This is a genomic window from Candidatus Pseudomonas phytovorans, assembly GCA_029202525.1.
GTDB classification, from domain to species: domain Bacteria; phylum Pseudomonadota; class Gammaproteobacteria; order Pseudomonadales; family Pseudomonadaceae; genus Aquipseudomonas; species Aquipseudomonas phytovorans.
The window spans coordinates 4,259,419-4,273,426 of the sequence record CP119325.1 but is presented as its reverse complement, the minus strand read 5'-3'; the positions used below and the strand labels follow the sequence as shown (position 1 = coordinate 4,273,426).

The 14,008-nt window shown below is 63.6% G+C and carries 11 protein-coding genes; 6 read left to right on the top strand and 5 right to left on the bottom strand.

Annotation, left to right across the window (positions count from 1 at the left end; all coding sequences use genetic code 11):
• Window positions 1-27 precede the first annotated feature (27 nt).
• Window positions 28-900: a LysR family transcriptional regulator gene (locus tag P0Y58_18900; protein ID WEK28965.1), complete on the bottom strand. Its 873-nt coding sequence runs from the start codon at window positions 898-900 to the stop codon at window positions 28-30.
• 135 nt (window positions 901-1,035) lie between these two features.
• Here P0Y58_18900 and P0Y58_18895 point away from each other — a divergent pair, with 135 nt between their 5' ends.
• The 4 genes from P0Y58_18895 to P0Y58_18880 all read left to right on the top strand — a co-directional run bounded on the left by P0Y58_18895 (window position 1,036) and on the right by P0Y58_18880 (window position 5,822).
• Window positions 1,036-2,157: a muconate cycloisomerase family protein gene (locus P0Y58_18895; GenBank protein WEK28964.1), complete on the top strand. Its 1,122-nt coding sequence runs from the start codon at window positions 1,036-1,038 to the stop codon at window positions 2,155-2,157.
• A 21-nt stretch (window positions 2,158-2,178) separates the two neighbouring features.
• A complete protein-coding gene (catC, locus tag P0Y58_18890) occupies window positions 2,179-2,469 on the top strand; it encodes a muconolactone Delta-isomerase (GenBank protein ID WEK28963.1) in 291 nt (96 codons plus the stop codon).
• Between the two features lie 43 nt (window positions 2,470-2,512).
• The gene (gene catA, locus P0Y58_18885; GenBank protein ID WEK28962.1) at window positions 2,513-3,448 is read left to right on the top strand and encodes a catechol 1,2-dioxygenase; all 936 of its coding nucleotides are present in this window, start codon (window positions 2,513-2,515) and stop codon (window positions 3,446-3,448) included.
• A gap of 277 nt (window positions 3,449-3,725) precedes the next feature.
• Window positions 3,726-5,822: an EAL domain-containing protein gene (locus P0Y58_18880; GenBank protein ID WEK28961.1), complete on the top strand. Its 2,097-nt coding sequence runs from the start codon at window positions 3,726-3,728 to the stop codon at window positions 5,820-5,822.
• A gap of 177 nt (window positions 5,823-5,999) precedes the next feature.
• On the opposite strand, the gene P0Y58_18875 is transcribed toward P0Y58_18880, so the two are convergent.
• On the bottom strand, window positions 6,000-6,824 hold the full coding sequence (locus tag P0Y58_18875; protein ID WEK28960.1) for an aldo/keto reductase: 825 nt from the start codon (window positions 6,822-6,824) through the stop codon (window positions 6,000-6,002).
• Between the two features lie 247 nt (window positions 6,825-7,071).
• On the opposite strand from P0Y58_18875, the gene P0Y58_18870 reads away from it, so the two are divergent.
• Complete coding sequence (locus tag P0Y58_18870) at window positions 7,072-7,950, top strand: DMT family transporter (protein ID WEK28959.1); 879 nt, start codon at window positions 7,072-7,074, stop codon at window positions 7,948-7,950.
• An 8-nt stretch (window positions 7,951-7,958) separates the two neighbouring features.
• Here the strand turns inward: P0Y58_18870 and P0Y58_18865 are convergent, their stop codons facing one another.
• Entirely contained in the window at window positions 7,959-8,861 is a 903-nt protein-coding gene (locus tag P0Y58_18865) for a LysR family transcriptional regulator (protein ID WEK28958.1), read from the bottom strand.
• 364 nt (window positions 8,862-9,225) lie between these two features.
• Here P0Y58_18865 and katG point away from each other — a divergent pair, with 364 nt between their 5' ends.
• Window positions 9,226-11,481: a catalase/peroxidase HPI gene (katG, locus tag P0Y58_18860; GenBank protein ID WEK28957.1), complete on the top strand. Its 2,256-nt coding sequence runs from the start codon at window positions 9,226-9,228 to the stop codon at window positions 11,479-11,481.
• A 108-nt stretch (window positions 11,482-11,589) separates the two neighbouring features.
• Here katG and P0Y58_18855 read toward each other — a convergent pair whose 3' ends face one another.
• On the bottom strand, window positions 11,590-13,041 hold the full coding sequence (locus P0Y58_18855; GenBank protein WEK28956.1) for an aldehyde dehydrogenase family protein: 1,452 nt from the start codon (window positions 13,039-13,041) through the stop codon (window positions 11,590-11,592).
• Window positions 13,038-14,006, bottom strand: a complete 969-nt coding sequence (locus P0Y58_18850) for an NAD(P)-dependent oxidoreductase (GenBank protein WEK28955.1) — start codon at window positions 14,004-14,006, stop codon at window positions 13,038-13,040. The genes P0Y58_18855 and P0Y58_18850 overlap by 4 nt, the downstream gene beginning before the upstream one ends.
• Between the last annotated feature and the right edge of the window lie 2 nt (window positions 14,007-14,008).

The window sequence follows — 14,008 nt, the reverse complement described above, 5'->3', positions numbered from 1 at the left end:
CCCGCTCACACAGGGTGCGAGGTTTGTTCATGTTGCCTGTTGCTCGATCAGTGCCAGGCAGCGCTGCATGATCGGGCTCACATCACCCTTGCGGCGGCTGAGGATGATCGGGCTGACGGCGCTGCTATCAAGCAGGCCGGCATACTCGATATCGGTGCGGTGCTGCTGTTGTACCGACGCTGGCACCAGGGTCACCCCAACGCCGACGGCCACCAGGCCGATGGCCGTCTGCAGTTCGTTGGCCCACTGGCTGACGCGGATGCTCATGCCGTGCTGGGCGAACAGCGCCAGCACGTGGTCGGCATAACTGGGCCGGGGGTTGGCCGGGTAGAGGATGAACGCCTCGCCAGCCAGCTGGGCAAGGCTGAGCGGGCTGCCCGACAGCGGGTGGCCCTTGGGCAGCACCGCCACCAGCGGGTCTTCAAGCAGTACCTGTTGGTGAATGGCCGCGTCGTCGATGCGAATGCGCCCGAAGGCGATGTCGATGCGCCCGCTCTTCAACGCTTCTACCTGCTGCAGCGTGGTCATCTCGCTCAGGCCCAGCTCCAGCTCGCTGTCCTGGCGCAGCTCGCGGATCAGTTCTGGCAGCACGTTGTACAGGGTCGAGGGGGCAAAGCCGATGCCCAGCCACTGGCGCTGACCCTGGCCAATGCGGCGGGTGTTGTCGCTGATGTTCTGCAGCTGTTGCAGCACGGTGCAGGTCTGCTCGTAGAAGAAACGGCCGGCTTCGGTGAGCCGCAACGGGCGTTCACGCACGACCAGCAGGGTGCCAAGCTGGTCTTCCAGCTGGCTGATCTGCCGGCTCAAGGGGGGCTGGGCAATGTGCAGCAGCTCGGCGGCGCGGGTGAAGTTCAGGGTTTCGGCCAGGACCTTGAAATAACGCAGGTGGCGCAGCTCCACAAGACCTCCAGGGTATGGTGGGAGATTCATTTGATATTGGACGGTCATCAGGGTCTCGCGCAATCCTTGAACAATCAAGTAAATGCACCATTCGGGCCTGCGACTGGCAGCCCGACCTGACGAGACCTGGCAACAATGACAAGCGCGCTGATTGAACGTATTGATGCAATTATCGTCGACCTGCCGACCATTCGCCCGCACAAGCTGGCCATGCACACGATGCAACAGCAGACCCTGGTGGTATTGCGCGTGCGCTGCAGCGATGGCGTGGAAGGTGTCGGCGAGGCCACTACCATTGGCGGCCTGGCCTATGGCTACGAAAGCCCCGAGGGCATCAAGGCCAACATTGACGCGCACCTGGCCCCGGCGCTGATCGGCCTTCCGGCAGACAATATCAACGCCGCCATGCTCAAGCTGGACAAGCTGGCCAAGGGCAATACCTTTGCCAAGTCGGGTATTGAAAGCGCCTTGCTCGACGCCCAGGGAAAACGCCTGGGCCTGCCGGTCAGCGAACTGCTGGGCGGCCGGGTGCGCGACAGCCTGGAAGTGGCCTGGACCCTGGCCAGCGGCGACACCGCCCGTGACATCGCCGAAGCGCAACACATGCTGGAGATCCGCCGTCACCGGGTGTTCAAACTGAAGATTGGTGCCAACCCGGTGGAGCAGGACCTGAAGCACGTAGTGACGATAAAACGCGAGCTGGGCGACAGCGCCAGTGTGCGGGTGGACGTCAATCAATACTGGGACGAATCCCAGGCCATCCGCGCTTGCCAGGTGCTGGGCGAGAACGGTATCGACCTGATCGAACAGCCGATTTCGCGCATCAACCGGGGTGGCCAGGTGCGCCTGAACCAGCGCAGCCCTGCACCGATCATGGCTGATGAGTCGATCGAAAGCGTCGAGGATGCCTTCAGCCTGGCCGCCGACGGCGCGGCCAGCATCTTTGCCCTGAAAATCGCCAAGAACGGCGGCCCGCGTGCCGTGCTGCGCACCGCACAAATCGCCGAGGCCGCCGGTATCGGCCTGTATGGCGGCACCATGCTCGAAGGTTCGATCGGCACCCTGGCCTCGGCCCATGCCTTCCTTACCCTGCGCCAACTGACCTGGGGCACCGAGCTGTTCGGCCCGCTGCTGCTGACCGAAGAAATTGTCAACGAGCCGCCGCAGTACCGCGACTTCCACCTGCACATTCCCCGTACCCCAGGCCTGGGCCTGACCCTGGACGAACAGCGCCTGGCGCGTTTCGCCCGTCGCTGATCAGCAAACAAGGAGATAATCATGTTGTTCCACGTGAAGATGACCGTGAAACTGCCGGTCGACATGGACCCGGCCAAGGCCAACCAGCTCAAGGCGGATGAAAAGGAACTGGCCCAGCGCCTGCAACGTGAAGGCACCTGGCGCCACCTGTGGCGCATTGCCGGGCACTACGCCAACTACAGCGTGTTCGATGTGCCCAGCGTCGAAGCGCTGCACGACACACTGATGCAACTGCCGTTGTTCCCGTACATGGACATCGAGGTCGACGGCCTGTGCCGGCATCCCTCGTCGATCCACAGCGACGACCGCTGATACGCAACTGTCTACCTGACAAGAACAATATGAGGTAAGCACGATGACCGTGAAAATTTCCCACACTGCCGACATTCAAGCCTTTTTCAACACAGTGGCTGGCCTGGACCACGCTGAAGGCAACCCGCGTTTCAAGCAGATCATCCTGCGTGTGCTGCAGGACACCGCGCGCCTGGTCGAAGACCTGGAAATCAGCGAAGACGAATTCTGGCACGCCATTGATTACCTCAACCGCCTGGGGGGTCGTAACGAGGCGGGCCTGCTGGCTGCTGGCTTGGGCATCGAGCACTTCCTCGACCTGCTGCAGGACGCCAAGGACGCCGAAGCCGGCCTGGGCGGCGGCACCCCGCGTACCATCGAAGGCCCGCTGTACGTCGCCGGGGCGCCGTTGGCACAAGGCGAGTCGCGCATGGACGACGGCACCGACCCTGGCGTGGTGATGTTCCTCAAGGGCCAGGTGTTCGATGCCGACGGCAAGCCGCTGGCCGGCGCCACCGTCGATCTGTGGCACGCCAATACCCAAGGTACCTATTCGTACTTCGACTCGTCCCAGTCCGATTACAACCTGCGCCGGCGCATCATCACCGATGCCGAGGGCCGCTACCGTGCGCGCTCCATCGTGCCGTCGGGGTATGGTTGCGACCCACAGGGCCCGACCCAGGAGTGCCTGGACCTGCTCGGCCGCCATGGCCAGCGCCCGGCACACGTGCACTTCTTCATCTCGGCACCCGGGCATCGCCACCTGACCACGCAGATCAACTTCGAGGGTGACAAGTACCTCTGGGACGATTTTGCCTATGCCACCCGTGACGGGCTGATCGGCGAGCTGCGCTTTGTCGAGGATGCAGCTGCGGCGCGCGACCGCGGCGTGCAAGGTGATCGTTTTGCCGAGCTGGCGTTCGACTTCCACCTGCAAGGGACCACGGCGCCGCAGGCCGAGGCTCGCAGCCATCGCCCGCGTGCCTTGCAGGAGAGCTGAGTTTCGGCTTGAGGTCGCAGGGGCTGCCGTGCAGCCCTTCATCCACTGTGTTTTTGGCCTGGGCCTTTCCGTGCGGGGAGGGTCCGGGCTTTTTGCTGCAAGCGGGTTGTGGTCCAGCGCCCCAGCCTTTGATTTGCATTGAAGAGGGCTAGCGACTTTTTTGTGAGCTACTTCACAAAATCGCCATGAGCGGCATAATGCCATCAACGCTTCCCGATACCCGGCCGCTGCTTGCCGGGGTCCCTTTTCATGCCCTTCGAAGGTTCAGGTAAAGTTCATGGCGCTAGTCGCAAGCCCCGACATCATGTACCGGCTATTGATTCAGAGTGTGGTGGACTACGCCATCTACATGCTCACCCCCGAAGGTGTTGTTGCCAACTGGAACCCCGGCGCGCAGCGTGCCAAGGGGTACCACGCCGAGGAAATTGTCGGCCAGCATTATTCGTTGTTCTACACCGATGCCGAGCGCGCTGCCGGGCTGCCTGCGCATAACCTGGAGCAGGCGCGCAGCACCGGGCGTTTTGAAGAGGTCGGGTCGCGCCTGCGCAAGGACGGCTCGGCCTTCCACGCCCATGTGGTGATCGATGCGGTGTACGACGATGCCGGGCAACTGGTGGGTTTTGCCAAGGTGACCCGCGACATTTCCGAACGCCGGCGCCAGGAGCTGGAGCTGCTGCAGGCCAAGGAACTGGCCGAGCAGTACAGCCAGGAAATGGCCAAACTGTCGCAGTTCCTCGACTCGGTCATTGCCAACATCCCCGCCAGCGTCATCGTCCAGGACCTTGAAAGCCAGCGTATCCTGTTGGCCAACCAGCAGGCCGAACGCCTGTTCGGCGGGCCAGGGCGCAGCATGATCGGCCAACTGCCGGGCGAATGCCTGAGCCCGGCGGCTGCCGAATACCTTGAACAGCAACTGGCCCGGGGCGCGCGTAACACCAAGGGCCATGCTGCCGAGACCCGGGTCGACACCGCCCGTGGCCCGCGCACCCTGCGCAGCCGCACTTTGCTCAGCCAGAATCGCGAGGGCCAGGCGGATTACGTGCTGTTTGTCGCCGAAGATGCCACCGAGGAACTGGCCGCCCACGCGCAGATTCACCACATGGCGCACCATGACGCCCTCACCGGGCTGCCCAACCGCACCTTGTTCCACGAACGCCTTCGCCAGGCGCTGGTGCGTGGCAGCGAGACCGCCAAGCTGACCGCTGCCCTGTGCCTGGATCTGGACAACTTCAAGAACATCAACGACTCCCTGGGCCATGCCTTCGGCGACAAGCTGTTGCGCGAGTTGGGCAAACGCCTGCGCCGGGAGCTGCGCGAGCACGACACCCTGGCCCGTCTGGGCGGTGATGAGTTTGCCGTGGTCCTGACCGGGCTGGATGGCCGCGATGCCGCGCGCAACACCGCGCAGCGCCTGATCAATGCCATTTGCCCGCCGTTCCAGATCGAAGGGCACCAGTTCACGGTTGGGGTGAGCATCGGCGTTGCCATCGCCCCCGATGACAACGACCAGGCCGAGCAGTTGCTGGGTTATGCCGACATGGCGCTGTACGAGGCCAAGCGCAACGGGCGCAACCGCTACGAGTGCTTCGAAGTTGAACTGGACGTCGCCGCCCGCCAGCGGCGCCTGGTGGAAACCGACCTGCGCACCGCGCTGCACCTGGGGCAGTTGCAACTGCACTACCAGCCGGTGGTCGACCAGCAAACCCATTGCATCACCGGCTACGAGGCGTTACTGCGCTGGGAGCATCCGAGCCGTGGCATGGTAATGCCCATGGACTTCATCCCGATTGCCGAGGAAACCGGGTTGATTCATGAGCTGGGCATCCGCGCCTTGAACCTGGCTTGCCAGGAAGCGGCCACTTGGGACAGCGACCAGACGGTGTCGGTCAACCTGTCGCCGGTGCAGTTCAAGAATGCCAACCTGGTGGAGGTTGTGGCCTTGGCCCTAGCCGATTCAGGCCTGCCGGCGCAGCGCCTGGAGCTGGAAATTACCGAGTCGGTGTTGCTGGGTAACAGCGAAGAAAACGTGCGCACCCTGCGCGCGCTGAAAGACCTGGGCGTGTCCATTTCGCTGGACGACTTTGGCACAGGGTATTCATCGCTTGGCTATCTGCGGTCGTTCCCGTTTGACCGGATCAAGATCGACAAGTCGTTCGTGCATGACATGTGCGACAGCCGTGAGGCGATGTCGATCATCCGCGCCATTACCGACCTGTCCAACAGCCTGATGATCAAGACCACGGCCGAGGGGGTGGAATCGGAAGAGCAGATGCGCCGGCTGGCGGCGGAAGGGTGTTCGCATTTCCAAGGCTACTTCTACGGGAGGCCGGCACCGGCGAGCGAGCGGTTGAAGCAGGTCATTACCCCCGTATGACGGCTTACACCGCCCATTGTGGGGGTACTGTGTTTAAGAGCTTGTGCAATCCTTGTGGGAGCGGGCGTGTCGAGGCGTCGAACCGCCGCGAACACCGGCGCAGCCGGTGCCAGTCACCGAGTTGGCTTCTTCGCGGGCACGCCCGCTCCCACAAGGTCCGTGTCGCGCTTACGAATTTCAGCTATTCCAGTCCGGCGCAAACGGCGGGCTTACCACGCGCTGGTCCTTCGGCAGCCCGGCAATCGCGGCGCGGTCTTCGTCGTCCAGTTGCACGTTCAACGCTGCCAGGTTGGCCAGCTGGTTCTCGCGGCTACTGGCCTTGGGGATGGCCGCCACACCGTCCTGGTCCAGCAACCACTTCAGCGCCACCTGGCTGGGCAGCACGCCATGTTTGCGGGCAATCGCCTGGATCACCGGCTGCGCTGCCGCCTGGCCACGCGCAAGCGGGGTGTAGGCGGTGAGCAACAGGTCATGGCGGCGGGCGTAGTCGAGCAGCGGTTGCTGGCCGAGCAGCACGTGGTATTCCACCTGAATCGCCGACAACGGCGCGCCCAGGGTTTCCACGACCTGGCGCAGCAGCCCCAGCGGGAAGTTGGCCACGCCGATGTGGCGCGCCTTGCCCTCGTCACGCAGGGCTACCAGGGTGTCGATACTGCGCGCCAGGTCCCAGTCCTTGCCGGGCCAGTGAATGTGGAACAGGTCGACCTGTTCGGTGCCCAGGGCGCGCAAGCTGTCTTCCAGCGACTGGCGCATGGCCTTGGGCTCCAGGCGGTCCCACCACACCTTGGTGGTGAGGTGGATCTGCTCACGGGGCACGTCGCTTTCGCGCAGGGCCTGGCCAACAGCCGCTTCATTTTCGTAGGCGGTGGCGGTGTCGATGTGCCGGTAACCGACTTCCAGCGCCTGGTGCACGGCCTGGGTGCATTCGCTGCCGGTCATGGGCCAGGTGCCCAGGCCGATTGCAGGCAGGTCCAGACCGTTACGGGTGGTGAGCCTTTGCATGTAAATTCCTTGTAGGGTGTGCAGGGTTCGCACTCGATGGTCGGCGATCAGTGCAGCACGGGCCATGCGCCCAAAGCACAAAGTGGTCGATCAGCGAACAGGAAATGCAGCAGGCCTGGGCAAGTGGCAAATGAACTTCCTTATCCTGCGGCATCTCTTCTAGAATTCGAGCAGTTGCATCCGCCAGGCCACGCCTGTGCGGCCTTCCCTGGGCGTGGCATGCAGCTGCGCCGTCATCGAGAGAGCCATGAGTTCCAGCACACCGCTGTCCGGCGTCAACCAACCCCTGCGCGGTATCGCGTTGGTAGTGGTGGCGACGTTCCTGTTCGCCAGCCACGATGCGTTGTCGAAATTCCTGGGTGGCATTTACCCGATTATCATGGTGGTGTGGGCGCGCTATGTCGTGCATACGCTGCTGATGGCCGGCATTTTCCTGCCCAAGTCTGGCCTGAACGTATTGCGCACCCGCCGGCCGCTGCTGCAAACCTTGCGGGCCCTGAGCCTGTTGAGCACCAGCCTGCTGTTCACCACCGGCCTTCAGTATCTGCCGTTGGCGGAGGCGACGGCGGTCAACTTCCTTGCCCCGGTGCTGGTCACCGCGCTGTCGGCGCCGCTGCTCAAAGAGCGGGTGACGGTGGGGCAGTGGGTGGCGGTGGTGCTGGGTTTCATCGGCGTGCTGGTGGTGGTGCACCCGGGTGGGGCGATGTTTACCCCGGCCATACTGTATCCGTTCGGTTCGGCGCTGGGCTTCTGCTTCTATCAGTTGCTGACGCGCATTCTGGCTGCGCACGACAGCCCGACCACCAGCAACTTCTATGCAGGGCTGTGCAACACCCTGGCGATGAGTGCGCTGGTGCCGTTCTTCTGGGAAGTGCCGCGATGGGACCATGCCCTGCTGATGCTGGCACTGGGCGGTTTTGGCATGACTGCACACCTGCTGCTGACCCAGGCCTTCCGCCATGCAGCCCCGGCGTTGCTGGCGCCGTTCAGTTATTGCCAGATCGTGTTTGCCGGGTTGCTCGGGGTGATCGTTTACAGCCAGGTGCCGGATACCCTGAGCCTGGTGGGCATTTCGGTGATCTGCCTGAGCGGGCTGGGTGCGGCGTGGATGCAGCGCAAGAAGTGATTCATTTCCTACCGGGCCATGAACTGCAGAATGCGCTCGCGTAGCCAGCGCTCGGCCGGGTCGTTGTCCTGGGCGCCGCTCCAGACCATCGACAGTTCAGCCTCGGTGATGTCGAACGGCGCCGGGTCGGCGCGCAGGCTGCCGTCGTCGGCCAGCGCGCAGGCGGCGTAGTCCGGGACCGTGGCGATCAGCTCGGTGTTGCGCAACAGGGTGCGCAGGCTGCCGAACTGCGGCACTGCCAGCACCACCTTGCGGCAACGGCCGATGCGCGCCAGGTCCAGGTCGATATTGCCGCTCATGTCGCCGGAGAACGACACCATCACATGCGGGCGGGCGCAGTATTCGTCGAGGGTGAGCGGGCCGGGCCGGTCGTCGGCGCGCAGCACGCGCACGCCAATGTCGCGCAGCTTGCGGCGCTTGGCCGTCGCCGGCAGGTCGGTGGTGTAGCTCACACCTACCGAAATCTCGCCGCTGGCCAGCAGGCCAGGCATCAGCAGGAAGTTGGCCCGCCGCACCACCACACTGATATCCGGGGCCTCTTCACGCAGGGCCTGCAGCAGGGCCGGGAACAGGCCGAACTCGGCATCGTCCGACAGCCCCAGGCGGAACACATTGCAACTGCTGGCCGGGTCGAACTCGCGGGCCCGGCTGATGGCTGCGGAAATCACGTCCATTGCAGGCGCCAGTTCGGCGAAAATCTGCATGGCCCTTGGCGTGGGCTCCATGGCCCGGCCACTGCGGATCAGCAACGGGTCATCGAACAGCTCGCGCAAGCGGGCCAGGGCGGCGCTGACGGTGGACTGGGTGATGAACAGCTTTTCACCGACCCGGGTCAGGTTGCGTTCGATCATCAGGGCCTCGAACAGCACCAGCAGGTTCATGTCGACGCGGCGCAGGTCGTTGCGGTTCATTGGGCTCAGGTTCCGGGAGTAGAGGGCTTGGCGGTGTATTGAAGCATGTGGGTGGCCTGCGTGCCTTGTATGGATGTGCCGGCCTGTTTGTGTGCGCAGTAAACCTGACAGAGCCAGCCTATCACCCCCTAACAGCCACTCTATTAGAAGTCTGCCCAAGCTCGGCTAGTCTTTCCCGTGGCCCCGCGAATTGCGCGTGCGGGCGGCGTGCCAGCACCTGTGTGCAAGACCACGCCAACCCGCCGTGAGAGCTTCGCAAGCCCCGTGTAGACCTGATGAGGGGTAGCACGAGCCCACACGCTCGGCTGAAAGAACACCTGGCATAGACCGGAAATCTGGATAACCGACCCAAAGGTACCCGCAGATGTCGAACGAATCGAAATGCCCGTTCCATCAAACCGCAGGTGGCGGCACCACCAACCGTGACTGGTGGCCTGACCAGCTCAACCTTCGGATTCTTCACCAACACTCGTCAAAGTCCAGCCCCGACCCGGACTTCGACTATGCCAAGGCGTTCAAGAGCCTGGACTTCCAGGCTTTGAAAAAAGACCTGACTGCCTTGATGACCGACTCCCAGGACTGGTGGCCCGCCGACTTCGGCCACTACGGTCCGCTGTTCATCCGTATGGCGTGGCACAGCGCGGGCACCTACCGCATTGGCGATGGCCGAGGTGGCGCGGGCTCTGGCCAGCAACGTTTCGCCCCGCTCAACAGCTGGCCGGACAACGTCAGCCTGGACAAGGCCCGGCGCCTGCTGTGGCCGATCAAGCAGAAATACGGCAACAAGATCTCCTGGGCCGACCTGATCGTGCTCACCGGCAACGTTGCCCTGGAGTCCATGGGCTTCAAGACATTCGGCTTCTCTGGCGGGCGCGCCGACGTGTGGGAACCGGACGAAGATGTGTACTGGGGTTCGGAAAAGGTCTGGCTGGGCGGTGATACCCGCTACGGCAAGGAACAAGTCAAGGCGCAGCCGCCTGGCCAGGGTGACCTGGTGGCCGAGCCGGCCAAGCATGGCGAGGAACAGAGCCGCGACCTGTCAGCCGAGCGCAACCTGGAAAACCCGCTGGCCGCCGTGCAGATGGGCCTGATCTACGTGAACCCCGAGGGCCCGGAAGGCAACCCTGACCCGGTGGCCTCGGGCAGGGACATCCGTGAAACCTTTGGCCGCATGGCCATGAACGATGAAGAAACCGTGGCGCTCATCGCAGGCGGTCACGCCTTCGGCAAGACCCACGGCGCCGGCCCCGCCGACAACGTCGGCCCCGAGCCTGAAGCGGCTGGCCTTGAGCTGCAGGGCCTGGGCTGGCCCAACAAGTTCGGCACTGGCAAGGGCGGTGATGCCATCACCAGTGGCCTGGAAGTGATCTGGACCTCGACCCCCACGCAGTGGAGCAACGAGTACCTCAACAACCTGTTCAACTTTGAGTGGGAACTGACCAAAAGCCCGGCCGGTGCGCATCAGTGGCGGCCGACAGAGGGCAAAGGCGCAGGCACCGTGCCGGATGCCCACGATCCGGGCAAGAAGCACGCGCCGTCGATGCTGACCTCCGACCTGGCGCTGCGCTTCGACCCGATCTACGAGCCGATCGCCCGCCGCTTCAAGGACAACCCTGACCAGTTGGCGGATGCATTTGCCCGTGCCTGGTACAAGCTGATCCACCGCGACATGGGCCCGCTGGCGCGCTACCTGGGCCCGGAAATGCCCAACGAAGAGCTGCTATGGCAAGACCCTTTGCCCAAAGCCGGGCCATCAACACTGGCTGAGCAGGACATCGCGGCCCTCAAGGCCAAGGTGCTGGCATCGGGCTTGAGCGTGGGCGAACTGGTGTCCACCGCCTGGGCATCCGCCTCGACCTTCCGTGGCTCCGACAAGCGCGGCGGTGCCAATGGCGCCCGCGTGCGCCTGGCACCGCAGAAAGACTGGGCTGCCAACCAAGGGACAGGCAAGGTGCTGGCGGCGCTGGAGAAGATTCAGGGCGAGTTCAACAATGGCGGCAAGCAGGTGTCCTTGGCCGATCTGGTGGTGCTGGCCGGTACCGCAGCCGTTGAGAAAGCTGCCAAGGATGCCGGTTACTCTGGCAGCGTCGGGTTCCGCCCGGGCCGCGTCGATGCGTCTCAGGCGCAGACCGATGTCGAGTCGTTCGCCGTACTGGAACCGCTGGCCGATGGCTTCCGTAACTTCACCAAAGCCCGCTACAGCGTCAAGGCCGAAAAGCTGCTGCTGGACAAGGCCCAACTGCTGACCCTGACTGCGCCGGAGCTGACCGTGCTGATTGGCGGCCTGCGCGTGCTGGGCGCCAACCATGGCGATAGCAAGCAGGGCGTGTTTACCGACAAGGTTGGCACCTTGAGCAACGACTTCTTCCGTAATTTGCTGGACATGGGCGTGGAATGGAAGCCGACTTCGGCGGACAACGAAACCTTCGAAGGCCGAGACCGCAAGACCGGGCAGGTTAAATGGAACGCTAGCCGGGTCGACCTGGTGTTGGGTTCGCACGCCCAGTTACGGGCATTGAGCGAGGTGTATGGCAGCAGTGATGGGCGTGACAAGTTTGTGCGCGACTTTGTTGCAGCTTGGCAGAAGGTCATGGAGCTTGACCGTTTTGATTTGAAATAGCGTTGCCTGGCGGGGGGCGCTTTGCGCCCCTTTCCGACCGCTGCGGCGCCCCGGCAAGGCCGCTCCCGTGTGGGGCCCGCCCACACTGTCTAGCTGTTTTTGAACATATCAAGCCAACTGGTAAGTGGTCTTTACCCGGGTAAAGAACTGCCGTGCATGCGTCCCTTGCTCCCGCGAACCCAGGCTTGATGCTCCATTCCCGCCAAACGGCACGTGATAATCCACCCCGGCAGTGGGCAGGTTGACCATCACCATCCCCGCCGAACTGTTGCGCTTGAAGTGCTCGGCATAACGCAGCGAGGTGGTGACGATTCCGGCTGACAGACCAAATGCAGTGTCCTCGGCAGCAGCGAACGCTTCGTCATAGTCACGGACCTTGAGCACGCTCAGCACCGGCCCGAAGATTTCTTCGCGGTAAATGCGCATGTCTGGTGTCACCTCTGTAAACAGCGCCGGGGTAAAGAAATACGCTCCGGCCTGGTTGTCGATCCGCTCGCCACCACACACCAGCTTCGCACCTTGTTCCAGGCCCGCAGCCACGTACGACAGGTTCTGCTCCAGCTGCCGGCTGTCGACCACAGGGCCGATGTCAGTGCTGGCCAGCAGCGCATTGCCCACCTTCAGCACGCGGGTGCGTTCGGCCAGCCGTGCGACGAAGGCATCATGAATGCCTTCGGTCACGATCACCCGCGAGCTGGCGGTGCAGCGCTGGCCGGTGCTGTAGAAAGAACCGTTCAGTGCTACCTCCACGGCCTGCTCCAGGTCGGCATCGTCCAGCACGATCAGCGGGTTCTTGCCGCCCATCTCCAACTGCACTTTCTTCATGCTTTCGGCAGCCAGCCGGGCAATTGTCTGGCCGGTGTGCTCGGAACCGGTGAAGCTGATGCCATCGACCAGCGGCGAGCGGATGATCGTATCGCCGACACTGCGTCCGGGGCCGATCAGCATGTTGAACACGCCCGCTGGCAAACCGGCGCGGGCGATGATTTCGGCCAGGGCCCAGGCCGAGGAGGGCACCAGCTCGGCCGGCTTGAACACCACGCAGTTGCCAAAGCACAACGCCGGCGCGATCTTCCACGCCGGGATGGCAATGGGAAAGTTCCACGGGGCGATGATGCCGACCACGCCCAGTGGCTGGGTAAACACATCGATCCCCACGTCCTGGCGCACCGACTGGTATTTTTCGCCTTCGGCACGCAGCGCTTCCTGGGCGTAGAACTTGAACGAGCGCCCGGCGCGGTCCACTTCACCCAAGGCCTCGCGCAGCACCTTGCCTTCTTCGCGGGCCAGCAATGTGGCCAGTTGTTCCCGGCGCGCGAGAATTTCCGTGCCGATGAAGTCCAGTGCGTCGGCGCGTTGCTGGGGGTTGCTGCGCGCCCAGGCCGGCTGTGCGCGGCGGGCAGCGGCGATAGCCTGCTGGGTCAGCAGCTGGTCGGCGCGTTCGAAGCGCTCGACCACTTCACCCGGGTTGGAAGGGTTGCGGTTTTCCAGGATGTCGGCGCTGTTGCCGAGCTCGACGAAGGCGCCGTCGACGTAGCTGCTCTTGGTAATGGGGGTCATGCGGTACGGATCCTTTTTGCAGAAAGCTGGCGGGCGACAAAATCGCTGATGTTGTCCACGGCGCTGTCCATCAGCTGTTGCATGGCGTCTTCACTGCTCCAGGCGATGTGCGGGTTGAGCAGGAAGTCGTCGCGGTCGATCAGCTGGAACAGCGGGTTGCTCGGGTGCAGCGGTTCCACCTCCACTACATCCAGGGCCACACCACCCAGGCGGCCTGCCTGCAGCGCCTGGATCAAAGCCGCTTCATTGACCACGCCGCCGCGGCCGGTGTTGATGACCACGGCATCGGGCTTCATCGACGCCAGTTGCCCGGCATCGATCAAATTGTGGGTTTCTGGGGTGAGCGGGCAGTTGATCGACAGCACATCGCAGTTTTTCAGCAATTCGGCCAACGGCCTGCAGTCGGGGCCTTTGCGCTTGCCGCCACGGTCTTCGAACAGCACCTGCATGCCGAACGCCCGTGCCAGGTGCGCGAGGCGCAGGGCAATCGGGCCACTGCCAATGATCGCCAGTTGTTTGTCGCGCACATCGCGGATGCGGTGGTTGAAGTAGATGTTCTGATGCGGCTTTTCACCAGTATGCACCTGGCGCATCAGCCGGGTGAATGCGGCCGGGCGGCGGAACAGTTCGAGGATCATGGCCAGGCTGTGTTCGGCCACGGTATTGGCGGCATAGCCCGGCACGCTCGACACTTCGATGCCGTGGGCGTTGCAATAGTCGACATCGACGATGTCACGGCCGGTCAGTGCCAGCGAGATCATCTTCAGCTTGGGCAACTGGCGCAGGTGCTCCTCGCGCAGCGGCACGCTGCAGGTCAGCGCCACCGTCGCGTCTTTCAGGTGCTCCAGCACCTGGTCGGGGTGGGTGTAGGCGTACTGCTGCCAGCGGTGTTCGCAGTCAGGCCGCTTCAAGCGGGTGGAAGGTGCCAGGCCTTCGTCGTCGAGGAAGACGATATGTTCGCTCACGG